The 25819-nt window shown below is 53.8% G+C and carries 24 protein-coding genes; 12 read left to right on the forward strand and 12 right to left on the reverse strand.

Going from position 1 to position 25819, the window contains the following annotated elements; translation table 11 throughout:
- Window positions 1–569 precede the first annotated feature (569 nt).
- A complete protein-coding gene (locus ACFQEU_RS01710; RefSeq protein ID WP_379778597.1) occupies window positions 570–1118 on the forward strand; it encodes a DUF6788 family protein in 549 nt (182 codons plus the stop codon).
- A 555-nt stretch (window positions 1119–1673) separates the two neighbouring features.
- Here the strand turns inward: ACFQEU_RS01710 and ACFQEU_RS01715 are convergent.
- The 3 genes from ACFQEU_RS01715 to ACFQEU_RS01725 all read right to left on the reverse strand — a co-directional run bounded on the left by ACFQEU_RS01715 (window position 1674) and on the right by ACFQEU_RS01725 (window position 3944).
- The gene (locus ACFQEU_RS01715) at window positions 1674–3131 is read right to left on the reverse strand and encodes a site-specific integrase (protein WP_379778599.1); all 1458 of its coding nucleotides are present in this window, start codon (window positions 3129–3131) and stop codon (window positions 1674–1676) included.
- 82 nt (window positions 3132–3213) lie between these two features.
- Complete coding sequence (locus ACFQEU_RS01720) at window positions 3214–3651, reverse strand: PIN domain-containing protein (protein WP_379778601.1); 438 nt, start codon at window positions 3649–3651, stop codon at window positions 3214–3216.
- On the reverse strand, window positions 3648–3944 hold the full coding sequence (locus tag ACFQEU_RS01725; RefSeq protein WP_379778603.1) for an AbrB/MazE/SpoVT family DNA-binding domain-containing protein: 297 nt from the start codon (window positions 3942–3944) through the stop codon (window positions 3648–3650). Before ACFQEU_RS01725 ends, ACFQEU_RS01720 begins: the two co-directional genes overlap by 4 nt.
- Window positions 3945–4168: 224 nt before the next feature.
- Here ACFQEU_RS01725 and ACFQEU_RS01730 point away from each other — a divergent pair, with 224 nt between their 5' ends.
- The 3 genes from ACFQEU_RS01730 to ACFQEU_RS01740 all read left to right on the forward strand — a co-directional run bounded on the left by ACFQEU_RS01730 (window position 4169) and on the right by ACFQEU_RS01740 (window position 5154).
- On the forward strand, window positions 4169–4438 hold the full coding sequence (locus ACFQEU_RS01730; RefSeq protein WP_048075360.1) for an AbrB/MazE/SpoVT family DNA-binding domain-containing protein: 270 nt from the start codon (window positions 4169–4171) through the stop codon (window positions 4436–4438).
- A 17-nt stretch (window positions 4439–4455) separates the two neighbouring features.
- The gene (locus tag ACFQEU_RS01735) at window positions 4456–4806 is read left to right on the forward strand and encodes a type II toxin-antitoxin system PemK/MazF family toxin (protein WP_379778605.1); all 351 of its coding nucleotides are present in this window, start codon (window positions 4456–4458) and stop codon (window positions 4804–4806) included.
- 81 nt (window positions 4807–4887) lie between these two features.
- Window positions 4888–5154: a hypothetical protein gene (locus ACFQEU_RS01740; RefSeq protein WP_379778607.1), complete on the forward strand. Its 267-nt coding sequence runs from the start codon at window positions 4888–4890 to the stop codon at window positions 5152–5154.
- Window positions 5155–5183: 29 nt separating this feature from the next.
- Here ACFQEU_RS01740 and ACFQEU_RS01745 read toward each other — a convergent pair whose 3' ends face one another.
- A complete protein-coding gene (locus tag ACFQEU_RS01745; RefSeq protein WP_379778609.1) occupies window positions 5184–6329 on the reverse strand; it encodes a tyrosine-type recombinase/integrase in 1146 nt (381 codons plus the stop codon).
- 423 nt (window positions 6330–6752) lie between these two features.
- Between ACFQEU_RS01745 and ACFQEU_RS01750 the strand changes: the two genes are divergently transcribed.
- From ACFQEU_RS01750 to ACFQEU_RS01765, 4 genes are read left to right on the forward strand one after another with little or no spacing between them, the layout of a single operon-like run.
- Window positions 6753–7052, forward strand: a complete 300-nt coding sequence (locus ACFQEU_RS01750; protein WP_379778611.1) for a toxin-antitoxin system TumE family protein — start codon at window positions 6753–6755, stop codon at window positions 7050–7052.
- A 5-nt stretch (window positions 7053–7057) separates the two neighbouring features.
- Window positions 7058–7579 carry an HVO_A0114 family putative DNA-binding protein gene (locus ACFQEU_RS01755; RefSeq protein ID WP_379778613.1) on the forward strand — a complete coding sequence of 174 codons (522 nt, stop codon included), beginning with the start codon at window positions 7058–7060 and terminating at the stop codon, window positions 7577–7579.
- Window positions 7580–7600: 21 nt separating this feature from the next.
- Complete coding sequence (locus ACFQEU_RS01760; RefSeq protein WP_379778615.1) at window positions 7601–7924, forward strand: AbrB/MazE/SpoVT family DNA-binding domain-containing protein; 324 nt, start codon at window positions 7601–7603, stop codon at window positions 7922–7924.
- Entirely contained in the window at window positions 7917–8330 is a 414-nt protein-coding gene (locus ACFQEU_RS01765) for a DUF8161 domain-containing protein (RefSeq protein WP_379778617.1), read from the forward strand. The genes ACFQEU_RS01760 and ACFQEU_RS01765 overlap by 8 nt, the downstream gene beginning before the upstream one ends.
- A gap of 276 nt (window positions 8331–8606) precedes the next feature.
- On the opposite strand, the gene ACFQEU_RS01770 is transcribed toward ACFQEU_RS01765, so the two are convergent.
- The 3 genes from ACFQEU_RS01770 to ACFQEU_RS01780 form a co-directional block, all read right to left on the reverse strand.
- On the reverse strand, window positions 8607–8927 hold the full coding sequence (locus tag ACFQEU_RS01770) for a hypothetical protein (RefSeq protein ID WP_379778618.1): 321 nt from the start codon (window positions 8925–8927) through the stop codon (window positions 8607–8609).
- 26 nt (window positions 8928–8953) lie between these two features.
- A complete protein-coding gene (locus ACFQEU_RS01775) occupies window positions 8954–9883 on the reverse strand; it encodes a hypothetical protein (RefSeq protein WP_379778620.1) in 930 nt (309 codons plus the stop codon).
- A 179-nt stretch (window positions 9884–10062) separates the two neighbouring features.
- Window positions 10063–11868, reverse strand: a complete 1806-nt coding sequence (locus ACFQEU_RS01780; RefSeq protein WP_379778622.1) for an ABC transporter ATP-binding protein — start codon at window positions 11866–11868, stop codon at window positions 10063–10065.
- A gap of 176 nt (window positions 11869–12044) precedes the next feature.
- On the opposite strand from ACFQEU_RS01780, the gene ACFQEU_RS01785 reads away from it, so the two are divergent.
- Window positions 12045–12962 (forward strand): NAD-dependent epimerase/dehydratase family protein, encoded by a 918-nt coding sequence (locus ACFQEU_RS01785; RefSeq protein WP_379778624.1) that lies wholly within the window; start codon window positions 12045–12047, stop codon window positions 12960–12962.
- Window positions 12963–12985: 23 nt separating this feature from the next.
- On the forward strand, window positions 12986–13735 hold the full coding sequence (locus tag ACFQEU_RS01790) for an FkbM family methyltransferase (RefSeq protein ID WP_379778626.1): 750 nt from the start codon (window positions 12986–12988) through the stop codon (window positions 13733–13735).
- Window positions 13736–13811: 76 nt separating this feature from the next.
- Here ACFQEU_RS01790 and ACFQEU_RS01795 read toward each other — a convergent pair whose 3' ends face one another.
- From ACFQEU_RS01795 to ACFQEU_RS01815, 5 genes are all read right to left on the reverse strand, one after another.
- The gene (locus tag ACFQEU_RS01795; RefSeq protein ID WP_379778628.1) at window positions 13812–15068 is read right to left on the reverse strand and encodes a glycosyltransferase family 4 protein; all 1257 of its coding nucleotides are present in this window, start codon (window positions 15066–15068) and stop codon (window positions 13812–13814) included.
- 51 nt (window positions 15069–15119) lie between these two features.
- Window positions 15120–15797 (reverse strand): nucleoside/nucleotide kinase family protein, encoded by a 678-nt coding sequence (locus tag ACFQEU_RS01800; RefSeq protein ID WP_379778629.1) that lies wholly within the window; start codon window positions 15795–15797, stop codon window positions 15120–15122.
- Between the two features lie 72 nt (window positions 15798–15869).
- Window positions 15870–16796 (reverse strand): glycosyltransferase family 2 protein, encoded by a 927-nt coding sequence (locus ACFQEU_RS01805; RefSeq protein WP_379778631.1) that lies wholly within the window; start codon window positions 16794–16796, stop codon window positions 15870–15872.
- 7 nt (window positions 16797–16803) lie between these two features.
- Window positions 16804–17526, reverse strand: a complete 723-nt coding sequence (locus ACFQEU_RS01810) for a glycosyltransferase family 2 protein (RefSeq protein ID WP_379778633.1) — start codon at window positions 17524–17526, stop codon at window positions 16804–16806.
- Between the two features lie 120 nt (window positions 17527–17646).
- A complete protein-coding gene (locus tag ACFQEU_RS01815; RefSeq protein ID WP_379778635.1) occupies window positions 17647–18585 on the reverse strand; it encodes an NAD-dependent epimerase/dehydratase family protein in 939 nt (312 codons plus the stop codon).
- A gap of 249 nt (window positions 18586–18834) precedes the next feature.
- On the opposite strand from ACFQEU_RS01815, the gene ACFQEU_RS01820 reads away from it, so the two are divergent.
- A complete protein-coding gene (locus ACFQEU_RS01820; RefSeq protein ID WP_379778637.1) occupies window positions 18835–19683 on the forward strand; it encodes a hypothetical protein in 849 nt (282 codons plus the stop codon).
- A 1063-nt stretch (window positions 19684–20746) separates the two neighbouring features.
- Window positions 20747–25819, forward strand: a 5073-nt coding sequence (locus tag ACFQEU_RS01825; RefSeq protein WP_379778639.1) for a hypothetical protein, incomplete at its 3' end; no start/stop codon positions are given.

The raw sequence follows: 25819 nt of genomic DNA on the forward strand, positions 1-25819 counted from the left end.
TGCTCGCGCCGAACGGTGAGACGAGTTCTTGCGGAGCTCAGCGAGATGGGATACTTAGAACGGCACGACCCAGGTGAAGGGCTGGCAAATGAGTATCACTCCATCGACGAGCCCGGTAGTGGAGATGTGGAGCTCCCGACTATCGATACGCCTGGTACTCAGTCCGAGGAGAACGACTACCCTGGACAAGATTCCTTAGAACAATATTATACGTGGTTTGTCCGGGTTCCCTCACCTCAGAACGAAGATCGGTCTCAACACGGGGTGGGAACAGCAACGCTTCCTGCTCCCGATGAGGTCACAGCTGGTCCGCCCCCCGGGTAACAGCCCCCCTGTCGCTTCAGTCGGGTCTCGAAGGGCGGTATGAACAGCGGTGGCTCTCTGATCGGGCGGATCGACACCGTCAATGAGCTGTTAGTATGGATTCACAGTGGAGACTACCGACTGGCAGCACGACTATTTTGTGCGCCTCTGACGCTGAGCAGGTTAAAATCGGGTGACGGCAATTCATACTGTAGGTCGTACTAGCTAACCAACAAATGAGTAGATTCGGGTGTTTGTTGGTTAGTATGACGGATGGTATTCTTCCAGACCCACCCGAGGGGACTGAGCTCGCTCGATGGGCCAGCGACGGACAACGACATGAGCGTGCGAACATCGTGACGTTCGTTCATCCAAAACAGAAGTACAGTCTCGCGGTAGATGTAGACGATCCCGTCTACGGCTACCTCATTCGCCTCTGGACAGTTGACGAAGACGGTCGGGATGAACGTATCGGCCAGACCGTTGTTGATGATCGTGATTTCGCACTCCAGGTGGCGAGTGAAATGGCTGCTGCGGCTGATGAACTCGCGGCAGTCCACCGGAAGCCAAGTCTCGGTCCCGACGTCGTATACCGTGAAGATGTTGACCGGGGCGAGCCAGACGTACCAGAGGAATGGGACGATAACGATGCGTGGGAAGAAGCACTCGAAAACGCGTTCGAAGCGGCTGACATCCCCCGGTCGAAAGGGACGCTCACAACGAAGACAATCGATGGTCGGGACTATTACTACCTTCAGTGGCGTGAGGGTGAGACGATCACGTCGCAGTACGTCGCCCCTGTGAATCCGCGCTAACCAACAAACCCATTTCATCGTTGTATTTGTTGGTTAGTTTGTGAAGCCGGTCTGAAATCTGCTAGGAGTCGCTGTCACGATGGCGATGATAGGAAATCGATACAGAACCGGCGATGAGGTGGTTGCTACACAGGTCGGGGGTACGTATTCACGACCTGGGGGACAGACTGACAGTACGACTATATTGTAAAGGGAAGCTCTCCCGCATCCCAGCCGGATGTGTCAACACCTAATCTGTAGTCGTACAAGCTAACCAACAATCGGTCCTTTCGAGTTGGCTTGTTGGTTAGTGGGTAGTAGTTGGGACACAGGAAAAGTATCGACACACAACCCGAGATGAAGCGAGGAGTGGGTTACGGGATTGGGAATATGGCCGCTGATAGTCTGTAGCTTGGAGTGACAGCACGACCGTACTGTACAGGTGGTTTGGGCTATCCGACGCAGGGGTGTGCCCGGGGAACCGCCCGCAAGTGCGTTCGTTATCGTACTTCAGAGCACTCAATCTGCTGTCGCCACGTAAATAAGTACAGGTTGAACGCAGCTGGCGCGCGCGGTTCAGAGGCCGAAGATGAGTCCGAAGTTTACAGACAGTGGGAACACAATCAGCAGGAAGTACATGGCAACTCCCTTGCCGAACTTCGTCGCATCGGGTGCTGCCCCACCATTGCTCACCCAGTGTTCGTTCCACTCTCTGCGAAGCCGACTACGAATTGTTGAGGCGCTTCGAAGCGTTCCGTAAGCAGTAGCTCCACCGAGGCCGATGACTGACAGCGTTGTACTGTCATCACTATCTTGGTCGAGGAAGGTATCGAGTTCACTGTTCACCCAATCGGCTCGATGCTTACCGGGTTCAGGATCGCGTGACCGGGGGACTCGGTGAGGGTTTTCAACATCGACCAGCGTTGTCGCCCTTGTGACGGGAGCTCCATCTTTCGTTTCGACGCGATCTGAATCACGGTCGATGTGTCCCGGCAGCTCGTGATCAGTCGGATCGTAATGGATCTGATCTTCGTTCGGAAAGCCAGCACGACCGTACGGTAGGTTCACGTCGCGTGGGTGATGCAACGGGATTGGCTTGTTTTCCTGCTCTCGGTGCCGCTCCCGGCGAGCCTCTTCATCGTACGCGTCGCCGTCAGGGGTGACCGGGTAGAATGGTTCATTCTGGAACGGAAGCGGGTTAGCGATGACTGGGAACTGATGCTCGGGGTCCTCGGGTACGACGGGTGGGGCTTCGTCGCCTTTCCCCATGACGTGATACAGCTTCCAGGTATTGATGCGACCGCTTTTCGCTATGTAGTACAACGCTGTCTGTAGGTCTTGCCAGCCAGCAAGATCACGGAGCATCTTCACATCGACCGACGCGTCAGCGAGGAACGTCTCTCCTGTCGCCCGCAAACGGTGGGCAGAAACCTTCGATGGGTCAACACCGTCGGCGTTTTCTGCGGCCTCTTTCAGCAGCCGGTTGATGGAATATTGATTCCAATCGAGGCAATCCAGCTCGTCGAAAAACGCCACCAGACAGGCAGTGATTCGATACGACCAGCCGAACGCAATTACGCGTGCTGACCGATCATACTTCGGTGACCACTTTATCGTGCAGACTATCTCCTGCAAGTTCTCGGGGGTGCAGAACTCAGCTTGTTCTGTTACTTCTTCTCGCTCTTTGGCTGTCAGGTTCTTCCAAGAGACGCCGGATTCCCATTCACCGGCGTCTTGCAGTTCCTTCAATCCTTTTCGACCCCATACATCAAGCGCGCCAATCCAGCATCGTTTACATCCGCAGGGATCGAATGCGGGGATGCAGATCTCTCCGCGTTTCCAATCGATCCAGGATTCACGCAGATGCTGAATTTCTTGCAGTCGCATCCCAAGTCGCCCTGCAAGCAAGATTACATAGCATGCAATCAGGCGACGTGTGGGATCGTCGATTCGAAGCGCCCCGATGTATAGGCGGAAGTACGTATCAACACCGAGGGCGTCTGCTGCTGACGGTTTTCTATCGTGGGCTGTCACACACAATTTAAACCTACAGTTATTTAAAAGGGTTAGTTTGGAGAAGTTGACATGAAATAGTGTCGTTGGGTAGAGAGAGTTTCTACACACCGTGGTCTCGGAACCGGTGCAGGTCAACTTCGATAGGGAGCTCGTCAAAGTCATCGTCAGCCCCGGCGACGAGCGTCGCGTCACGTTCGCGGGCGAGCGCAACAGCGTACGCGTCGGCCAGTGAGATGCTCCCATCGGCTTTCACTTCTGCTGCCAGTCGCCAGTCAGCTGCTTCAAGCTCCAATCCCTGCCGTTCAAGAGCACGAATGTCTCGATCAGCTTCCCGCAGCGAGGCGTCTGTCGGAACGTCATCGACGCCTTCGAACCGAGCAATGAGATAGAACACTTCACTCGCGTTTGTCTCGGTAAGGAATCCGTTAGCGTCGCCAGTGAAGACCTCGTCAAGAAGCTCAGCGACGGCTTCGTGGCCGGGTTCGTTGTACAGGAAGGCGATGATCGCTTCAGTGTCGAAGACGTAGCCGCCGCTCATGCGTCCTCGGACGGGCGTAGCCGTTCAGCTCGCTCCTCTTCCTTGCGTTTTTCTTCATCCTTCATCTCACGAACCCGCTCCAGCACTTCACCGCGTTCGTGCTCGCCAGCGTGGATTCCATGTAGCTCATCCGGCGACGGAACCGGCTCGATGATGATACGCCCCTGCTCCTCGTAGACGAACACCTCGCCCGGCGTCTCAATCCCGAACTTCTCGCGCAACCCCTTGGGGATCGTGGCCTGTCCCTTCTGAGATACACGTACTACTCTTGGTTCATTTGTACTACTTGCCATCGTTAGTAGTACCTGTGGGGCTCTGTGTTACTAAATCTACCGCAGTCAAACGGTTTGCGGCTTTATTCGTATTTACCAATCTCACCAGTCTAAGCATCCGTCATAACTGTTAACATTAATATTAAGATTAACTTCTCTCCCCCCCTTGTTAAGATGTTTCCTGAGGTTCAATCTCTATGCCGCTCCCCGTCAACTCTATAAGTATGAAAAAAGTATGTGCTGCTATGCGTGAGCACAAACGCAAGGTGGGCGACCGGGGACAAGTTACGATTCCCAAGGAACTCCGGGATCGTCAAGGCATCAAGGGGGGAGACGAAATCGAGTTCGTGGAAACAGACGACGAAATCGTCATCAAACCCCCGACAGATAAAGAACGACTCGCAGAAGGCTACCGGGAACGTGCGGAACGATCACAGCAGTTGGCCGAGGAGATGGCCCCGGCGTCGTCGGAAGCGACTGACCGCCTTGGGGAAGCCCCTGGCTGGAGCGAGTGACTCCTAGGTGTTGATACGTGAAAGTACGCCGCGGCGACATCGTTGTTGTTGACTTGAGTCCGACGAAAGGGAGCGAACAGCAGGGAACGAACCGCCCCTGTGTAGTTATCCAGAACGACGTGGGGAACAAAAACTCTCCGACCACGATCATCGCTCCGTTCACGAAACAGTACAATCCGACTAACACGTACCCGTTCGAAGTAGAGGTACTGGCATCAAATACAGCGCTCAACCAGGATTCAGTGGCAGACCTCAGCCAAATCCGCGTAGTGGATGTCAACAAGCGGGTGACGACAAATATCGGATCAGTCCCTTCCTCTCGGATGGCAAAAATCGACACGGCGATTAAGACCAGTCTCGGATTGTAATCGTTCGGTTGAATCGACTTGACGAAGGCCCATTGACTGAGTTTGCCAGCGTATAAGACCATTAGCGAGTGTCGACGATACATGAGGGAACGGCAAGCTAAAGCGATCAACGCGCCGTACGTGTGGGTCGCGCGCCTCACCGGATCGGTCAGTGACTACACCGGATTTTGTAGCCGCCAAACAGCGCGTCGGTGGGTCGAGGAGCGAATCGAGACGGACAGCGAGAACGCTGGCTGGACGGTCGGTGAGTCAGTTGATACGTATCACGTTCCGGATCGCCCGGAAGCGGGACGTGTAGAACTCGTCGTCGTTAGTGATGCAACGGCGATCATCCATGAAGACATGTGAATCAAATCGTCTGAGAAAACGATTTGATTTCAGTTGGTCTTCCAAGCACCGCTAAGAACATCACTCACCGCTTCAGCTGTTTCAGACGCATCAATATGAGAATAGGCATCGTGAGTTGTTCGGATAGACTCGTGACGCAACGCTGACTGCGCGAGCTCAGCCGATTCCCGGTAAAGCAGGTCCCCCAATCCTCGTCGAGCTCCGTGCGGTTTCAGATACCCGCCTTCAACATCAATATCAGCCCGTTCACATAGCCGTTCCATCAACGTTCGTGCCCCTCGAACCGTGATGGCAGGCGGTGAAATATCGTACTCCCGGAGAATCTCCTTTGTCGGCTGTTCGTCCAGGAGCGTCTCAATCGCTGATTCTTCCCATCCACGCTGTCCAAGTTCCCTTCGAATCGTTCTGTACAGCGACGGGGCGTGTGCAGTCGGAAACACAGACCAGTCCTTTGAAGCAGGTTGTTGTACGTCGTAGTGACGACGAAGATGATCCCGCGCTTGAGACGGAAGCTGAGCGTATTCCCACTGCTGATTTTTTCCGAGCACGCGTAACGCTCCACTCTCCAGATCGACGCGTTCCCACCGTAGACCCTGTCGCCCGTCTCGGTCATCGTCGGTGTCACGGCAGACTTCTGCTCCCCGCACACCAGTCGAGGCCAATAGTGAGACCAACGCCCGGTTTCGGATAGGAATCGCTGCTGCATCCATCTCGCCGTCATCGAGCCGTTCGTCAATACGCTGAGATAGGTGTGCGAACAACGCTTGGACATCCTTGGGCGTCCAGAATTGCCGATTCGGCTCGGTCGTATCTTCAGGGAGTTCTTTCGTCGCTCTCGTAGCCGCAGCAGGATTCGTATCGATCAGCCCATCTTCGACAGCCCAACTGAGACAGGCCCGGACTGTCGCATAGTACGTGTTTGCAGTCGAGGCAGCGAACTCGCCATTCCGAACGCCCCTACGGAGTTCTTGCGCGTATGCCCGCATCACGCCGTCGTCGATCTGCTCTAATCGAGACAACCCCTGGGGTTCAAGCCACGAAAACCACTGTCCAAGCGCTGCTGAGGCGAGTCCTCGGTAGTTCCCCCCACCTTGCCCCTTGGCCTTCGCTTCCAAGTAACGCTCTACAACGCCGTCAATTCGAACTTCAGAAGCCTTCCCGGGTCGTGTGGTCACGATTCGTGGTCACCTGACAGGAAGGTGGTGCCGGAAACCACTTCTCTTTATCGGTCTAAAGAGAAGTGACTTAACACACCCCATTTCGAGTGAAAACCGCCAGACGGCGTGGTGTTCGACCCTGTCATAAATCACAGACCGCTATATGGAAAGATTTGGGCGCGTTTCGCCAAGCAATTAACCTTAAGGTTAATCTTAAAAGTTGGTCAAAGGGTGGTGGCGGTAGCCTCGTATGATATTAACCAACATCAGCGGAAGTTACGCCTTTGGCCGTTGGTTAAAATAAATGTCCGGGCCTGCCGAGTTTCCGTCGTTAGAGGTGCGGAGTCTCCGAAATCGAGATGTGAGATCCTATGTTGGCCCTTGACACCAACGAAAAGTCTTATTATATGTTGGCGCGTTGTACCAACATAGGTAGCATAGATGGGATCGACGGTCATCTACGAAGACCAAGACACGTTCGACGACGGCACCCGGTACGAGATGATTGCCACCGCCATCCCCAAAAGCGACGACTACCCCGAAGAAGTCAAGTACCGATTCCAGTACATGGCCCAAGACGGTCGTACGCTACTTCGGTTCGACAACTACCCGAACCATCCCGGGGTAGACCACCACCACTACCATACCCCCACCGGTGTCTACGACGACATTGAGTACACCGGCCTCAAAGCCCACGTCCGGCAGTTCTACAACGAGATGGACGACCGCCGCGAGAGGTGACCAACATGCCCGACCAACCTAACACACCTGACGACACCGATGACGCCAACAGCACCGACTCTGAGACCGAGGAGATCGTGGTGGACGACATCGAAGCCGAGGCGGGCTTCCTCGAAGACCGCGATCCTGAGGACTACCCCTCGATGCTCCGAATCACGTCCAACTCCGAACAGGCGCACCGCCAGGACGCTCTCGACCGACTCGACCGCTGGGAAGATGGCGAGGAGATCCCGCACGTCATCAACTTCCAGAACCCGAGTGATCTCCGGGCGCTGCTCACCGACCGCCGCGTCGAACTTCTCAGGAGTATCATGACCGAGCGCCCGGACAGCATCCGCCAACTGGCCGAGCGCTTGGACCGCGATGTCAAGAGCATTCACGACGACCTTCAGGTCCTCGCTGACTACGACATCGTCCACTTCGAACAGGCTGGCCGGGCGAAGCGCCCGTTCGTCCCCTACGACACCATTGAAGTTAGTCTCGAAATTTCGACGCCGCGCCCAGCTGATGACGCTGCGCCGGTCTGAGCGATTCGCCACACGATAGTGATGAATAAATCAGAACCCCCGGACGACTCTGAAAAGGTGGTCGTTGATGTTACCAAGCACGGGCAGACGACCATCCCAAAGCGGTTCCGCGAGAAGCTCGGGATTGAGGCCCCTGGCAAGGTAGTGTTCCGGGAGACCGAGGACGGTGAGATAATTGTCGAACAGGTTCGCTCCCCGAGCGAGATGCGGGGCTTTGCTGCCCGCAGCGAGGCATCTACCGATAAGCCCGCATCCGAGATTCTCCGCGAGAAGCGCGAGCAACACTGCGAAGAGGACCTGGACAAAAAACGAACGAGTACTCACGAAGATCACAACAATGAATGAGAACGTCGATCCTGATGACCCACGACCTGAGGGGCATTATTACATCGCCCGGGACGCCGAGTGGCACTACGTGAACGACGACCTTGCTGAGACGATTTCTTTGGGCCCGGCGACGGACGGCGAGCCGGGCGACGATTGGGTACTATCGTTCACACCTGAAGCCGCGACTCCGGACGAGCGCGAGCGCGTTTGCGTTCGGCTGACACCATGGGCGCTCCACGAGCTGTACATCGAGAGCAAGAACCTGTCACCTGATGCCCGTCAGGCTGGCCACAGCGCCGAGTGCGGGCTCTGCGGGGACCAAGTCCCGCTCGCCCAGGCGTGGCCCGACAACCGGAAAGAACCGTGTCACCCGGAGTGTTACGCCGACGCGTTCGGCGCACCACCGTGGTACGATGGCCGCTAACCAGGGAGACGTAGTCGGTGCTGCGGTTTCGTCTCGCTATAGCTCCTGCCCGCATAAGTATTCTTGAGGCACTGTATATGGTGTATAAGATTAATATTAGGGTTAAGTTAGTGGTGGCGGCCAAGGCCGGAGCCGCTCACCTGTGACGCAGCGGTATCAGGACACGAACTTGAGAACCTCACTGGCTGACCCCGGAACAACACGGATGACCCCGTCTTAACCAACATTCCTGCCGTCGTCTATCTCGGCGTTGGTTAACAGAATAGAAGTGACGCGTCAGAACTCGCGTTCGATCTCTAGTTTCCGCATCGCCTTCTCAAACACTTCTGGATGGCGATGGGCCAATTTCTCTAAATGGTCCCGGATTGACTGCGCAGGATTTGCTTCGACTTCGTCAGCGTTCTGGAGTTCTTGATAGAAGGCATGCATTTCCGTCGTTACTGCAATCCCGACGGTTTTCTCCTTTGGCGCGGACCCGCTGTTGAGTGCGTCCAAGTACTGCTCGGGATCGAACTCATCGTTACTCTCACCAGAACGGGTTGCTTCCTGGTCTTCCTCTGCTGCGTCGAACGCGTCTGTCATCGGGTTATCGCTCATAGTTAATCTTAAGCTTAGTATTATTCTTAGGCGTAGTCTTCAATCGTTTCGTCAGTGATTTCGATTCCTTCGTCAGCAGCGAATTGCCGCGCCCCAGCTCGATATGCATGGTAACACTGCTGGCGGACTGACCGCGGCGTTCCATCTGACCGGTCAACAATCGTCTGAATCGCAGACGCGGTGTACGGGTCTGACAGGTACCCGTCGGTGTACTCTTCGTCACGAGCCCATGCTAACCACCGGGCGATCAACTCTTCTGTCTCCTCGAACCCAAATCGTTCCAACGACCGGTTCTTCGCCACCAACCGAGACGACAAGGTCTGCCGGAGTTCATCAATCCGATCCGCCGCGGTCGGAGTTCCAAACAGGAACAAGATGAACACGGGTTCGCTTTCACCGAGGTCTCCGATACTTTGAAGCCCGGCTAACAGTTGCTCAAACGTCCGCGTATTCCGTGCCGCGTCTTCGAGTTGGTCAACCTGGACGATACACGTCAGACCGGTCTCCTCTAACTGATCAGCAACGTCTTCAACGACTTGCCGAACCTCATCCGTTGGGTGCGGATACGTCTCCGGTACATCGAGCGCCTCGTACTTCGACAGTTCATCCAAGAGCCGCGTGTATAATCGCCGCGTCGTGATGCTTTCGACCTCGCGGATTCGAGCGATAGCGAACTCGTCGCTGCGGGGCCCATCACTCAAAGCGTCGTACACGAGCTCTCGGAAGTGTGTCTTCCCCGCTCCTCGCTTATCGATTACCGAAATGTGCCCAGCACGCGTCAGAATGTGCGAGGCAACCTCTTGGAGAAGTTCCTCGTTGACCCGGACGGCAACGCGCGCGTCGGGAAGCGATTCCGCAGCGAACGGTGTTCGACCCTCAACGAGGCCCAACTGCTCAGCGTACCGAGCGTGAGCAGCCTCGGCGTCATCGAGCGCCGCGGTGAACTGATCCGACATAACACACACAGGTTAACGTTAGCCCTAACCTTAAGATTAAGTCAGACATAGGTTCCGAGTCCGCCAAGAACGAACTTCTCTACACAGCAACAGAGCGGAGCTATATATCTGGGTTGGACAATTCAGATGGCTCGGACATGCCCGAATCGGAGACCAATAATTCGCTTCCGGCTGAACCGCTATCCTTTCGATTGGATCGTGTACAGTTGTTCATACTGTCCACCGTTATCGAGCAGTTCAGTGTGAGTCCCGACCTCAGTCACCTCGCCGTCATCCATCGTGTAGATCCGGTCCGCATTCTGAACCGTAGACAGCCGATGCGCGATAGTGATCATCGCGTAGTCCCGGTCCATCGCTTCAATCGCCACCTGGACTTCCTGTTCCAAGTTCGAGTCAAGATCACTCGTCGCTTCGTCCAAGACCAGCAAGTCAGCATCCTCTAACAACGCTCGCGCCAACGCGACACGTTGCTTCTGTCCCCCAGAGAGTCGGACGCCGTCGTCGCCAACCATCGTGCCGTACCCGTCCGGCAGGTCATCGAAGAATTCGTCAACACGCGCGATCTCGCAGACACGATCTAACTCTGCTTCCGTCACGTCTCGATTCCCAATCGTGAGGTTGTACCGCAGCGTATCGTTGAAGATGAACGGGCTTTGGCGCACAATCGAGAGTCGGTCACGCCACTCGTCGATGTCCATCTCGTGGACCGGGACACCATTCGCCTGAATCTCGCCGTCGTCTACCTCATACAGGCGAGCCAGCAAGGACACGATAGTCGATTTCCCAGCACCGGACTGCCCGACGAACGCGATGAACTCGCCTTTCTTCACCTCGAAGTCAACCCCGCGGAGTATCTGTTCTTCGTCATCGTACGAGAATCGAACGTCATCGAATTTAACGTGGTCAACCTCTGCTGGAACGTCACGGACTGGCTCGTTTGGTTCTTCTTGACTCTCCAACTCTCGGATGAACTTTTGCGTTCGGACGAGATGTGGCAGGTCGTTTTCGAGATTGTAAAACTGCGAATTCAATGAGCTCACTTTCGGACCGAGTTGGAACATAGCAAACAGGAATACACCGAGTGCTCCGACCGACAAGTCCGCAAACGTTAACGCGAGGTATATCAGAACGAACACGGATACAGCGACGCCAAGATTATAGAAATTATTAATCGCAGCCTCGTTACGCCGGAGTTTGATACGAGAATCCGTGAACTGATCGATAGCGTCTGTGAAATCCTGGTACAACTCATCCGCTAGCCCAAAAATCCGAATATCTCTGATCCCCTGTGTCCCCGCCTGTGCCGCTTCCTGTCGCTGTTCGTTTGCCTCGGCAACCAGCTCTCCAATCTCATATCCCGGTTCAACAACGTTCCGAAGCAGCACGGTAAGTCCCCCAAGGACGACAAGCGCGAATATCGTAAGGGTTGGAGCGATCAACAGTGCGATCAGCAAATATGCCAGCGATAAGAAGAGCGTTTGTGTGAGCTTCACAACCCGCTGAATCGCCCGGCCAGCGTAGTTCGTCTGCGTGACAATTGCATTCAGTATATCATCGGAGCCTTCCTCATCAAAATATTCGATGCGGGCATCTAACGCGCTTCCGAACGCTCGCATCTGTAGATCCCGGATGTAGTACGTTCGCAGGGCCTCGCGGAACCAAGCCACAATGAAACTCATCGTGTACCGGGCTGTCATCACGACAGCCACGCCGACAACGACGAACCCAAGGGTGAACGGAATGCCTACCGTTTGATATGCTATTACGAACGCAGCCATAAGACCGTCAGCTTCAGCAACGGGGTCCTCTACCTGAACGATCTCAACGATTGGCAGAATGAAACTCAGACCAACTCCTTCGAGGACTGCAGCAACAAGTCCGAGGCCGATGATCAGTACCGTAAACTTGGGGTTGAATCGAGCCACATCGAGAAGCGCATCGATCTTCTCCCGACGAGAGACAGTGTTGTTTTCCGAATCAGACATATGTACCTGTGCGAAGACGCATCTACCACTATGGATGGTACATGACCGACAAAAGTACTCTGACTTCGTTTAGGTCCTTTTGCTACAGCCTTCAATTCCTTAAGCAGCAATCTATCGTGTCCAACTCACCATTCGAAAGGGTAGTCTTTTTTGATTGCTCTACGCATTTGACCGATGTGCAGAATCATAAGATACTCGTGACTGGCGGCGGAGGGTTTATCGGTTCAAATCTTGCGAACCATCTGGCTACAAATAACGATGTGCATGTCATCGATAACGGCTATCTTGGTACCCCCGATAATCTTCAAGCGAACGTGACGTACTCTGAACAGAGCGTCTTAGATGATGAACTTCCAACAAACGTGGATGTCGTTTTCCATCTTGCTGCACTCTCTTCATATGCGATGCACGAAGAAAACCCCCAGCGTGGCGCACGTGTGAATATTGAAGGATTCGTGAACGTGGTCGAACAAGCGCGACAGGACGGTTGCGATACTGTCGTGTATGCGTCAACGTCCTCAATCTATGGAAGCCGAACAAAACCAACACCTGAGGATGTCGAAGTAACAGTTAATACGGGGTACGAAGCTTCGAAAATGGCGCGAGAGCAGTACGCAGAATACTTCTCAAATCACTATGGCATGTCTCTAGCTGGGTTGCGGTATTTTTCGGTGTATCAGGGTTACGGCGGGGCGGAAGAACATAAACAGGAGTACGCGAATATCATTGCTCAGTTTGCCGATGATATTGCAAACGATAGGTCTCCGAAATTATATGGAGATGGTGAACAAACCCGAGACTTCACGCATGTCTCTGATATTGTTCGAGGAACCGAATTAGCGGCTGAAAATGATCTTGACGGAGTCTACAATCTGGGTACGGGAGTACGTCACTCGTTTAATACTGTTGTCGGTCTAATCAATAGTGAATTAGGGAAAGAGATTGAACCGACATATATCGAGAACCCAATTCCGCCCCAAGTCTATGTACATGATACTTGTGCAGACTGTTCCAAAATAAAACGAGAAACTGATTGGACCCCTGAAATTGAACTAGAGGAAGGAATCACGATGGTCTGTGAGAAATATAACTGAAACGAACAACGAGACACTTATACATGTTTAAACAACTTGAGAAAGCGGTTGAATATGGGAAAAGAGAGGGTGTTTATAGTCTTTTACGAGATGGTTTTGTTTATTATTATGATAATAGTGTAGCGAAACATCTCCCGCGGCGAGAAGTTGATTATAATGGGGTTTCAGTACCAGAGGCTCGACTTTTTGACTCTATTTTGCCGTGGAGAGAAGTCAGGCACCGACCTTTGTATGAGACTGGGATAGTCCGAGCGATTGGAAACCACGTACAAAAGACAGATGATGTTACGATCGTGGGAGGGGGAATGGGCATTACTACAATTAAGTGTATACAAAACGTTGGTCAGACATCTAGTGTCACTGTTTACGAAGGCTCAAAAGCCGAATTGGAAAAATTACGTCGGAATTTGAGATACCACAGTTTAGAGCAACGGGCAGATATACACCATTGTATTGTTGGCCCTACAATCAAGTTGCGGGGTGAGTCTAATGGGGCGAATCATATATCACCAAAAGAACTCCAAAGGTGCGATGTCCTTGAATTAGATGTTGAAGGGGCTGAATTGGAGATTCTATCAGAAATAGATATTAGACCTCGGGTGATTATTGTTGAAACTCATGGAAAATACGGCTCTCCTACCAAGGAAGTTTCTACCCTTTTGGATCAGATGGGGTACAACGTAGTAAATAAAGAAGTGGCTGAACAGGGACATTGGAAAGATAATTGCATTAGAGACGATGTTTATGTTCTTACAGCAGTCAACAGACCATGATCGGTAAAGGTCGTTAGGTTAACAACTATGATATGTAACGAGAGGCTGTATCAAAGACATCCAGCTGAAAAAGCGGCTATTCTATAAGCGAATGGAGATTGTTAGCAAAAGTATCTTTAGAATATCTTTCAGCAGAACTCATCAGTATTTCTCTAATACGCTCTTGACGATGTAGGTTGGTGTAGACTTTCTCAAAGTTGTCGATCAAATCATCGGTATCATCATACGTGAGCTCAGGAATTTGGTTGACAACTTCTGTTTGACCACCAGAATTAGGCACAAATGGGATCATTCCAGCTGCAACCATTTCCCCGATCACGATACCAAACCGTTCGTACTCCGTCGCATGAATGCCGAATTTGTGTTCACATAGAATAGCAACTAGCTCTTTGTCTGAAAGTCTCCCTTCATACGTGACGTAGTCTGTGTCTTCACACTTCTTGAGAACCTGATCCGCAAAGTCAGTGTACCGTTCATCTGTGTCACCCACAATATGTAGGTGGACATCGTATCCTCGATCCCTCATTTCTTCTATCGCTTGAATTGACTTCAATTGGTTCTTGCGCGGTGATAGACGACCAACAGTGACGAACCCGTCCTCTCTCTGGTCCCATGGTACCCTTTCAGTCTCAAACTTACCTATATTCACAGGTGGATAGATGGTTTCGGTCGGTATATTATGGGCTTCTTCAAACCGTTTAGCAGTGAAGTCCGAATTCGCAACAAACGTAGAATTTGGATCTTTTCGTTCATTTATATCAACCAGTTTTCTACAGATCCAATCTACAAAATCGGGTATTCCAAAGTAATCCGGAACGTTACTCTCCCTGGTTATTTTGTAGGCATTGTGGCGATAATAGATGATTGGAGTGTTCGAATATTGAATAGTTGGTGTTGATAGATGATTTGTGGATTCTTCATCAGTACTGTCATATGGTAGAGTGGAATATATGTGTCGAAAGCCAATATGTGGACCACGTTCAGTATCGATGACTAGGTCATAATTCTTTAAAACAGATTGATATTCCCTTACAAATATAACGTTAGAAACTTTTGTAATAGCAAGGTCTACTTTGGCTGGAACTGGAATTTTTTCCAGAGTCCAACGAAGTCTATTCAATTTACTCACGGTATAATTATCTGAAAGCACTTCTTGTCTAACGTTTGTCCCAAAGGAGTCGTTTAATGCCTGAAAGTCAATTTCTTTACCGTTAGCCTGGTTTACTAAGAGATCAACATGATGATCGTCTTGTAATGCTTCGACAATTTCAAAACATACTGAGGTATGCCCATCTAATTTTAGAGAGCTGATTGCCACCAAGATGTTTGCCATGTATATCTTTAGCAAGACAATGGAAGAGTCATAAATTCTCCGTAATTCGAATTACTTAGAGTCCGGTGATGTGTCAATCGTTTCGACCTCTACTCCGCGATTTTCAGCTTCCTGAATGAACCTTTTTGAATTTTCACGCATCAACTCGATCTCGTCAATTGCTTTTGACCGAGTAAGACCTTCTATTGTTGGGACTCGCCCGCGAGGCCGCGCATCTTGACGGTCAAGACAAACGTCTGCAGGAGCATCAATGAGAACGAATTTATCAGGTAACGGAAGTCGATCCATAATTCTTGAGGCATCCCAGCCATCAAGTGGCATCAGACGTAAATGAAATTGGTATAATCCGTCGTCAATTACGTAGGTTTCATTATCGGTTAACCGGTCAGAGTGTATTTCGAACCAAGCTGCTTCACGAAGAATGTAGTATAACACATCGTTCTTGTCTTCATAATGCCGGATAATTGGTGCTATTGTCTCCAAAAGCCCTGGATATTTACAGAGAAACTGACGTTCATACTGACCTCTAACACGAGAGACCACCAACTGTATGAGCCGATTCTGAAGACTTTGTGGCAAGTTTGTAAGTATAGCTCGGCCCGGCATAGATTTTAAGAAGCACCGATGCCAGTCATTCCGGCCTGCATACACTTGAGCTGAGTTATATTCGTTAGACACATATGTTGATTTTCCAGCACCTGGCGGACCAATCAATTCAATCGTGTTCATACGGGTATTAAATTCAGAGTGAACATTTGTCTATCGGTCGAATATGAAATCAAGATAAGTATTAGACACAACCTATGACAGTAATTTGAACAGTCTGCCTGCTCCTTTTAATATTCCACCAAAATGTAATCCAACTCTACCGAACAACGAAGCCAATAGTAATTGGAAGTAGTAAAACGAAAAGCCAGGATATGAATAAAAAGCGTTAGCGAACGCGAACACAGCTAAATGAGTCCAATAACTTTCTCTTAAATAGGATCTTCCCAGTTTTTCCCAGCGACTGGCTATTACTTTATTCTTAAATTCTGATGAGTATGATTTATATAAATACTCATAATCTTCTAATATCTGAAGATGAGCTTTATAAGCCTCAGGTGAAGACCCGAGGGTTTCACCCGCTGTTGGACGATTAACCAAGACACTATCCAGATGGCAAAATTTTGTCTGGGAATTTAGTTCTATTTGTAACACAATGTCTGCCCCGCCTGAATATGCTTTCAGCGGGAGAACGTTATCTAAAGCGTCTGATCGGATTAGCATTGAGGTGGTCTGACAAGGATAGCTTTCAAAAGATAAAAGGCTTCTTTGAAATTCTTCCGACACATTATAATTTGGTTTCACAACCTTGTCAGCATCTGTCTCATATATATTACAGAAAACAACCCCACAGTCCTCAGAATCCAATTTTTTTATTTGCTTTTCTATTTTTTTGGGTTCAATCCAATCATCGTCATCAAGTAATTGTATGTATTCACCCCTTGCTTCGGCATAACCAGTATGCCATGGTTCAATAGGGCCTTTATTTTCATTATGTGCAATATACCTCACATCGTCATATTCAGCGACAACTTCCTTTGCATGTGCTACTCCTGAGTCATCAACTACAATCACCTCAATTTTATCATATGTTTGCTCCAGGGTGGATTCTATAGCCCGGCGCAAAAGTCTATTTCGATAATATGTTCTTATGACAACTGACGCTAAATCATTTACTGTCATAACAGAATCACCCTTTGCGCCATAGTACCCGAATTCGGCTGACTCCTTTACAAACGCGCCCTATCACGTATACAGGCCATGTCCGAGGGTCAGCATTGAAGTAATACGCAGGATTCAGCAGTTCCTTGATGATGTCACGATCTGTCTTCCCGTTTTGTTTTGCACGATAGATGTCGGCAGGCCCGAACCGATACTGCTTCCGCCAGTAATCAACGATTCCGTCTGCATAGGGGTGAATGACACCCATCTCTGGCTCGTAATATATGGGGTACTCCTTTTTCACACGTTCGATGAACTCTGTCTCTTCGTGTCCCCACAAGAAGTTTTCATCGAAGTAGCCGACGGTCTCGAACACCTCTCTCCGATACCCCATATTGCATCCAACGACGCCCTCTACGTATTGACCTTCAGCACCGGTTGGGTAGTGAGACGCCATTCTGGAAATCAGTCCATCACCTGGGTGTATCACCTTCCCCGCGACGACAGATTCATCATCAAGAATATTTGCAGCTGCTTGAAGATAGCCATCCATCGGTTTTGCATCATCGTCGATAAATACAATTTTATCGCCACTAGCTTCCTTGATACCCTCATTTCTCGCCTTCGCAATTCCTTTATCACCCCGAATGATCACTTCGTAATCATCGAAATCAGATTCCTCAAACCTCGGCAGACAGAGAATCTCGTCTTCGTCTTTTATTGTAACAATAACGACGCTCAGTTCAGCCATTAGTTCTAATCCTACGCCGACAACAAATCAATATTGTGTTAGAGACGTATCGCTTGGAGAGGAGCCTGTACTCAAACCTTTTCAAGTAGCCGATTTACCCGTCCACTTTAGTGTCAGATGTTAGAGTTCCTGAGCTAGTTCCTCAGCAGCCACTCGAACCGCAGGGCTGCTCTCGTGGGTCGGTTCCCACCCTAGCGCAGCCAGTTTCTCGGTTGAAAGCCGCATTTTCGGTACGTCGCCAGTCCATCCTCGATCACCGCCGGTGTATTCGAACGTCGGATCAACATCTAACACCTCGGAAACGATACCCGCGATCTCGTCTACTGACGTAGTCGTTTTCGTTCCGAGATTGAACGTGTGAACCGGCCCTGACTGCTCGGTCGCGTGCTCGACGATGTAGGACATCGCGTTGACGCAGTCAGTAACGTGCATGTAGGATTTCTCCTGGCGACCGTCACCCAAGATAGTCAGCGACTCTGGATCTGCCCGGAGTTTCTCGATGAAGTCCGGAATCACGGCTCCTCGAAGACGAGGCCCGACGATGTTCGCAAACCGGAAAATATACGCCGTCATTCCGTGAGAATGAGCGTACGTCGAGACGAGTCCTTCTTCACCGAGTTTACTTGCGCCGTACACGCTGATCGGCTCCAGCGGCGCGTAGTCTTCAGGCGTTGGTCGGGGAGCTTCTCCATACACGGTCGATGATGACGCAAACGCGAACTGCTCAACACCGGCTGTTCGGCACTGTTCCAGCAGTAAATGCGTCATCGTCGTGTTTTCCGCGAACTGCCCGCGCGGATCATCGTCATTCGGGTCTTTCCGAGCCGCCAGATGAAACACAATGTCGAGGTCAGCAGTAACCACCTTCTCGACAGCTTCCCGATCCGTTAGATCGGCCTCAATAACCGCCGCGCCGTCTGGAACCCATTCCTGAGTGCTGTTCGAAAAGTCATCCACAACGAGTACGTCATTGTTCGCCTCAAGAAGATTCTCTGTAAGGTGAGAGCCGATGAACCCTGCACCGCCTGTGATCAATATTCGCCGCTGCGAGAGATCCATACGCCTGACATTCCTACGCTAAAAGAAGTGTATTTCGATGATCTGATTCTCTCAACTTTCTACCAGAACCGTCCCAGAGAATGAGGACAATGAGTCGCCGTCGTGACCTACTAACGACCAATTTTGCAAGCGCTTTTTATGACGTGTATAGTAAGTACACCTACCAGTCCCTGCGTATTTGCCCGGTTCAGTATGAGAAGCGGGCCGGTGGTTGGACACCGACCCAGGGGCTGTCTAGAGGGACAACCCATGCAAATCAACGCTGCTGACACAAATGAATCATTCGAACTGACGCGTAGCACCGGGCGTGACGCCGAGGCTGACCTGCTCGATACGCAGGTCCGCGGTGTCCACGTTCTTGAAGCAATCGAACAGAGCGACGAGTTGCGTGACCGACCCGTCCAGGTTCTCTGCCCGAACTGTGGTGGGGAAGTCGAGCGGTACGAAGACGGGCTGCCGTCGTACGTGTCGTGGTTCAAATCGCGGTGTTCGGACTGCGAGGTCGAACTGCGGCGGTGGAGCGCGGTCGCGGTCGATGCCGCGTACACCGAGATGGTGACGCCGTCAGAGCTGGCTGAACTCGTCCAGGCGTACTGGGATCGGCACCTGTGGGACGGGATTCAGACTGCGGAGAACTGTCCCCGGACGCGGGAATTCACCGAGGCGTACTCGAAGCGAGCGCAGCAGTACGGCTGGGAGTGGAGCCCGACCTGTCCCCTCTGTCGACGGACGCTTGACGAACTCGGGATCAGCTGGTTAGACTATCATCATTGGCAGAAAGAGCCTGATGTCGGGATTTGCCTCTGTCGAAGCTGTCACGACGACATCAACGGTGGCGACTGCGACACGAACGTGGACTGGCAGGCACGGAAGCTCGGGTTGAAGAACAAGCACGACTTCCAAATCCTGAGGCTGGCTGCCCGGGAACACTTGGCCGAACCTGCGGCGTCACTCGATTCGTTCGCTGCCCGGCTCGTCGAACGGTATAACCTTATTCAAACCCCCGAGGCCGTTCGAACGATCATCGACCAGGCTCGGGAAAGCGACGAGGTGCAGTCCGTGATCGACCACGAGCTCCCTGACTGTTCCACCCGATGATGTCTGGATTCACTGTCGAGTACTCGCCTGCGTACCGCCCGCGCCGCAGGATTCGATACGAACCGCACGACGACGGGGACGGGTACTGGCGAACCATCGCAGAATGGGACGGCGACCAGTGGTGTGTCGAACGGCGAGAAACGATTACCGATGTCGCGTACGAGGTTGATGCCGACCGGCTCTACTCTGGCCCAGTAGGATAGCGCTGACAAGGTGTCTGACGCGCGGCAGACAAATCTCCAAGAACGGGTGGTCAGGATTACTTACCTTTTTAACGCGCAGGCGGTTACGATTACGTACCACAAGCTAGGCGAAGCAACGCGCCTGAGAAACCACAGGTGCCCGTTTAAGGAGAGGGGCCGCCAAACCAATCTCCTCAAACGGGTGTCCGTACCTGTGGTTTCTCGGTCCTGAGTCAAAAAGGTTCCCTTCCGTTAGGGGTACCTCTGCGCAACGGGCTGGCGTCAGTTGGCGTCGGGTGCAGGAACCACAGGTGAGTCATGAGTACACGCAACCCCGACCCCAACGATCAGACGTATTATCGACCCTCGCAAGGCGTGGAGATCGACCACGAGAGCGAGGTGAAGACGGTAACCAACTTTACAAGCCTTTATATTGATTCGTTCAGAATTTCGAGGCGACGCACACGCCAAGCTAAGGGAAACGTAACCGCACCGAGAAACCGAGAAGGTTGGACACTTCTGGTTTCTCGGGCAACTGAATTAAAGCTTGCCCTCTCGGCCAGCGGCAGCGCTGTCGGTCAGGCCCAGGGCAGCTGTCCCGCGCAACGAGTGTGTGCAGACAGCGTAGCCATGATCGCATTTGCCCACTTCGAGAGACCTCATCTCGGGGACCTAATCGCCCGCTCCGGCAGGGAAGCAGACAGTTCTACCCCTCTGTCCGGCGTGCGGAGCCTACAGTCCCCACCGAGTCGTATCGCTTCTCCTGCTGACGCCAGTTGGCGTCTTGCTGCCGACCACGTGCTGCATCGGCTCTTTCGCCGCGAACGGCAAGCCGGAACTCGCCTCACCAGATCGGAAGTCTGCGACAGCGAGGTGATCCGATGACCGGCGGGTCCTCGCTCGACTGGGCCGGGCTGTACGAGGAGACCCGGAAGTACCTCGGCATTAGCGAGGGAGAACCCGTCCCGGTTGCAGAACTTCGACTTCAGGGTGAAACACTCGGGTACTTCGGTGGCGATCTTCCCGAGGGGCATCCGAAGAAAGACCACGAACGGAAGCAGTTTGCTGGCGAACTTCGACGGCATACCGAACTGGTGCGAACCGGCGACGGTGTGAAGCCAGCTGAGTCTGACTCAGCCGCGACGCCGCCAGCAGCGGGAAGCGACGAAGCCACTCCGGAACCGGACGAAGACAAACCAGCCGTCGAAGAGCGGGCGCGGGAAGCGTTCCGCGTCGCCATCGAGTACTTCCATGAGCAGCTCGACCGGACGATCCGTCCGCATACCGACGACGGTGACTACCCGGACCGACCTACCACGGCGCGTGAATACTTCAACAAGGTTCGCGGGTGGGACGACGAGACGCTTGCAGTGAACAAGCTCGGGTATGCGCCTGCCGGGTCAGGACTCCTCGACAGGATGATCCAGGAAGGGTTCGACCGGGAGACCCTCATCGCTACCGGGCTGTTCAACGACCGGCTTGACCCACTGTGGAAAGGTCGGTACGTGCTCCCGTACTTCGACGGTGACGGAGAGCAGGTGTACGCGATTGCTCGGACGACCGGGACGAAAGGCGGTGGCGCAGCCGGATACGACGGGCATCCGCGCGATTATCTCGCCGGGAAATACGCGAAAGTCCGGCACACTGACGAGCGAGTTCCGTTCGAGGAGCCGATCTGGGGAGAGCACACGCTTGAAGACGGGAAGCCCGTGATCGTTGCAGAAGGGATTGCTGACGCGATCACGGCGCATGAACGCGGGTACGCCGTCCTCTCCCCGGTTGCGAAAGAATTCAAACGGAAACACTTCGGCCCGCTGCTGGACGCGTTAGCGGCGCACGATGTCCCAACGGTCTACGTCATCGCTGACAACGACCCTGTCGGGTTCGGTGAAGTCTCTGAACACGACGGTGACGCTGACCGGATTCGAGATGCTGTCACAATCCCGCCGACCGCGCCGGGAATCGGTGGAGCGCTCCGGACCGCCAGTTACCTCGACGAACACGATGTGACGGTTCGGGTAGCGATGCCGCCTGCACAGCTCGGGACGAAAGCCGACCTTGACGAGTACTTACAGGACTGGGCGGAGACGCCTGCGGCGCTGATACGGAGTGCCCGCCCACCAGAAGCGTTCGTCGGGTTCGAGGCTGCAACGCGCAAAGCGCGTGACCAGGCAGCAACTGGCGAGGCAGACTGGGACGATAACGAGAACGATGACGGGGACGCCGGGAGTGGGTACCGGTCGGCTCTGTGGGAGCTCGATCTCGGTGATCTCCTGAACGCCAGTCAAGGAGACCGCGGGAAGAACCCGCTTGGGCACGTAGGCGACTCGGAGAATTACTTCGTCATTCGTGAAGGCGAGTCAGGCGACCTGGTCGCGCGTGACTACAAGCGCGATGTCGTGTATAACGCGCTCACGTACCTGCTGGTTGACGCCAGCGAACGGTCGGTTGCCAGCCCTGAAGGCCGTCTAACTGACCGCGATGTTTGGTTTGCGTGGAAACAGGCTCGGGACCGCGGTGACCTGAAAGACGGGGACGCTGTTCCTTACCGAGCGCTGCTACACATCGTACGCGCGCGTGACCTCTGCGAGGAACATCGAATCCCGGACTCGACCGATGACAGTCTCCCGGCAGCCGCGTACAACGCAGCGCTAGAGTACGTCAAAGAGACGGTTGGGGACCCTGGCCGGGAACCAGTCGAACCCGGCGGTCGGAACCATCCGGACGAAGTCGATCCAACAACGCTGGATCTCACGCTCGATGCTGAAGTCGCCTGGCGGGGAGCCGGAGCTGTAACACCCAATGATCTTGACGAAGACGCTGAACGCGAATTGAGTCTCCCAACGAGCGACGAGAGCTGGGTGTGTCCAGTTACAGGTGACGCGGTAGACATCGTTCGGGCCGTCGCGCTCGAAGAAGGATTGATCGACCAGGGCGATGAGCGACTCGTTGATGGCGTCTACGATGAAGCGTACAGAATCGCGCGAAACCGGTACGGTGCGCCGCTCCCACAGTACGTATCGCAGGCGACGGCGACGGACAACTGGAACGTCATCCAAAGCGCGGTTTCACAGCTAACCCATTATCATCTCTCCGAAGTCGAATCGGAAGTGACGGGCGACGGAAGCGGTGATTCTGATGTCGTCGCTGAACTCGATCCGTGCTGGGAAGAGTCGAATTCGGGGCGACGCATTGTTGCGTTCCGCAGCGGGGCGTTCTACTGCCGTGAACACGAGCGCGTCCTCGATCCGTTACGGTTCGTCGCCCTCGAAGAAGGCTTGATCAACCACTGCGACGACGGGCTTACAGGCGAAGACTTCCGTGAAGCGTACCACGTCGCCCGCGAACAGCGCGGCGCGCCGCTTCCCGAATGGACCGTCGGAGACCCTGACCACATCCCAGTGCTTCCGCCAGCGGACGACCTTCTCGGGGAGTTCACAACCGATACCAGTGCGCTCGATGAGGCCCGCAGCGATGTCGAGGCGCTGTACTGCGACCTCGCAGACGACCGCTCGAAGGCGAACCTGCTCACCGCGCTGCCAGCGCTCGGAAAGACCACGTCGGTCGTGAAGAACGCGTCCGATCATCCCGCGTTGTACCTCGGAGCGCGCCACGAGTTAATGGATGAAGTCGCCGCGAAGGCTGAAGACTACGGATTGTCTTGGATGCATCTCCCTATTTTTGCTGAAGACAGCATTGATGAGATGGCTGTCCACGACGCTGTCCGGCTCGTCCGTGAAGAAGGGAAGGACATCCTGCGAGACCGGGATGAACTCGTCGAACGCATCGATGCCGATCTTGAAGACGATGAAGATACTGACGACAGCGAGGTACATGTTGAGGGCGACAGCGATGACATCGAGTTGGATCGCGGGAGTTGCCCGACAGCGAACGGCGAGCACGGCGACGCGTGGGCGCTCGTAGTCCACGCTACGCGAGCACTGGGTCATTCGCCTCAAGAGCTACACACACATGCGAAGGCGCTGTTCGGAGAGGACCTACCTTGCCAAGACGACGGGCATGACTGCCCGTATTCGCTGGCGTGGGAAGCGGTCACTGATCCGAAAGCGCCGAAGGACCTGCTGATCGGTCATTACGGCCATGGCCATGTCGCGGGCGCGCGTACCTATTACGAGCGCGAGAACGACCGGACTGAGTTGGAGCCGCGAGTCGTTGCTATCGACGAGTTCCCAGGCGGCGCGTTCGAAGAGCAGTTCAGTGAATCCTTCCTCGATCACGCGACGTGGCTTGCGCGGTCGCTTCATTCCGACGTTGAAGACCGGCAGGATATATTCGAACAGGATCTCTGGAACGACGACGCTGTCCGTGGATGGCTAACCGGGACTGTAACTGATGACATCCCGGCGTTCGAACGTGCGGCCACCCGACTCGATGCGCTTCACGATGCCTTGGAAGTCCTTCACGGAGCAGAACGGTTCTTAGAGGCTCGTACCGAGACAGTCGCAGACCTCGGGCTGACAGACGCGTTAGAAGCGGTTACGCGGCTCCACCCGACGTGGGACGTAGACGCTGTCAGCGCTGCTCGGGAGCAACTCCAAACAGCCATCGACGATGCAAGGCAGGACTCGAACGTCAACACGGCGGTAGTGGACGACGTTGAAGAAGACGTTCTCACCGGGCTGACAGACCTGCTATTCCCGTTCCAAACGATAGACGACCAACAGTTACTCGCGGAGACGCCACCAGCCTGCCTCGAAGGCGACCTCGCCAGCATGTTTGACCAGGCTGTGAACGCCTTCGAAGCCAACCGTGAGGGGGCGGCGGAACTCGTTCAGGCGACGCTGACCGCTGTTGAAGGCGGGGAAGATGGGTGCCGGGAACTCGCTATTCACGCCCGCGACGGGTACGCTCACCCGAAAGCGTACCTGCTGCTGTACGGCACGATAGCTGACGATGACACCGCGACGGAGCTAACCACCGACGCGTTCGGATTCGACCTCGATAGCGACAACGGAACGAACGTGAAGCAGGTCCGTCTCGGACGGAACACAGTACTGGTTGATCGGAACCATCACGGCGCGCTGATCCATGAACCGCCAGAATCCACCGCTCGGAACGGACAGCGGAACTCAGTAATCGGTCTCGACGCAACAGGCCGTGAACACCTGTGGGAACTCGCTATCGGGCAAAACGTTGAACGGCGCGATATTCACGAGACGCCGCGAGCACGCCGAGAGTTCTTACAGCAGACGCTGAACTTACAGGTGGTGCAAACGACGCCGCACACGAAAACCTACGAGGGAAGCACGAAAGGCAAGAACTTCGACGGCGACATCGCCCTGGTTCGAGCCGTCGCAGAAGAGTACGGCGCAGGGCGGTTGCGACGGGATACCCTCACGTCAACGTCGAAACCTGGGGTGATCACCACGAGAGTCGTTCGGCAGGAAATCGAAGACGAAATCGAGGACGACATCAGCGCGATAGATCACTACGGGAACGTTACCGGGTCGAACGCTATGGGCGAGTTGAATCTCGGCGTCGTACTCGGGTGCCAGCACTTCGGAGACTACACGGTCGAAAAATGGGCAGCGCTCGCCGGGGAACAGGTGTCACGAACCGGACGCGGTGAAGCCCTCGACTACGGCTGCCCAACCGGGAATACGTACCTGAAGCATATGCGTCAGGACCAGACCTTGCAAGCAATCCTGCGGTTCGGGCGTGACGAGGAAGGCGCAATCGTGTTCGCTCATACCGCAGCGCTACACGAAGATCTCCCCGTCGTGGGAGACGGAGCCGTCGTTCGAGCGTTCTCTGAGAGTACGCAAGAAGTCGCCCGGGCTGCCCAGCAGTTCCGCGACCAGGAGTTCACCGTAAGCGATCTTGTCGACACAGTCGATTGCTCGCGCCGAACGGTGAGACGAGTTCTTGCGGAGCTCAGCGAGATGGGATACTTAGAACGGCACGACCCAGGTGAAGGGCTGGCAAATGAGTAT

The sequence above is a fragment of the Halorubrum tibetense genome (assembly GCF_042661865.1).
Classification (GTDB): Archaea; Halobacteriota; Halobacteria; order Halobacteriales; family Haloferacaceae; genus Halorubrum; species Halorubrum tibetense.

Coding starts and splice junctions, on each gene's coding strand:
- ACFQEU_RS01820 (WP_379778637.1), top strand. CDS start 18,835: ATGCAAATCAACGCTGCTGACACAAATGAATCATTCGAACTGACGCGT.
- ACFQEU_RS01815 (WP_379778635.1), bottom strand. CDS start 18,585: ATGGATCTCTCGCAGCGGCGAATATTGATCACAGGCGGTGCAGGGTTC.
- ACFQEU_RS01740 (WP_379778607.1), top strand. CDS start 4,888: ATGAGGGAACGGCAAGCTAAAGCGATCAACGCGCCGTACGTGTGGGTC.
- ACFQEU_RS01810 (WP_379778633.1), bottom strand. CDS start 17,526: ATGGCTGAACTGAGCGTCGTTATTGTTACAATAAAAGACGAAGACGAG.
- ACFQEU_RS01730 (WP_048075360.1), top strand. CDS start 4,169: ATGCGTGAGCACAAACGCAAGGTGGGCGACCGGGGACAAGTTACGATT.
- ACFQEU_RS01755 (WP_379778613.1), top strand. CDS start 7,058: ATGCCCGACCAACCTAACACACCTGACGACACCGATGACGCCAACAGC.
- ACFQEU_RS01750 (WP_379778611.1), top strand. CDS start 6,753: ATGGGATCGACGGTCATCTACGAAGACCAAGACACGTTCGACGACGGC.
- ACFQEU_RS01725 (WP_379778603.1), bottom strand. CDS start 3,944: ATGGCAAGTAGTACAAATGAACCAAGAGTAGTACGTGTATCTCAGAAG.
- ACFQEU_RS01775 (WP_379778620.1), bottom strand. CDS start 9,883: ATGTCGGATCAGTTCACCGCGGCGCTCGATGACGCCGAGGCTGCTCAC.
- ACFQEU_RS01780 (WP_379778622.1), bottom strand. CDS start 11,868: ATGTCTGATTCGGAAAACAACACTGTCTCTCGTCGGGAGAAGATCGAT.
- ACFQEU_RS01805 (WP_379778631.1), bottom strand. CDS start 16,796: ATGACAGTAAATGATTTAGCGTCAGTTGTCATAAGAACATATTATCGA.
- ACFQEU_RS01790 (WP_379778626.1), top strand. CDS start 12,986: ATGTTTAAACAACTTGAGAAAGCGGTTGAATATGGGAAAAGAGAGGGT.
- ACFQEU_RS01770 (WP_379778618.1), bottom strand. CDS start 8,927: ATGAGCGATAACCCGATGACAGACGCGTTCGACGCAGCAGAGGAAGAC.
- ACFQEU_RS01800 (WP_379778629.1), bottom strand. CDS start 15,797: ATGAACACGATTGAATTGATTGGTCCGCCAGGTGCTGGAAAATCAACA.
- ACFQEU_RS01765 (WP_379778617.1), top strand. CDS start 7,917: ATGAATGAGAACGTCGATCCTGATGACCCACGACCTGAGGGGCATTAT.
- ACFQEU_RS01760 (WP_379778615.1), top strand. CDS start 7,601: ATGAATAAATCAGAACCCCCGGACGACTCTGAAAAGGTGGTCGTTGAT.
- ACFQEU_RS01710 (WP_379778597.1), top strand. CDS start 570: ATGACGGATGGTATTCTTCCAGACCCACCCGAGGGGACTGAGCTCGCT.
- ACFQEU_RS01795 (WP_379778628.1), bottom strand. CDS start 15,068: ATGGCAAACATCTTGGTGGCAATCAGCTCTCTAAAATTAGATGGGCAT.
- ACFQEU_RS01720 (WP_379778601.1), bottom strand. CDS start 3,651: ATGAGCGGCGGCTACGTCTTCGACACTGAAGCGATCATCGCCTTCCTG.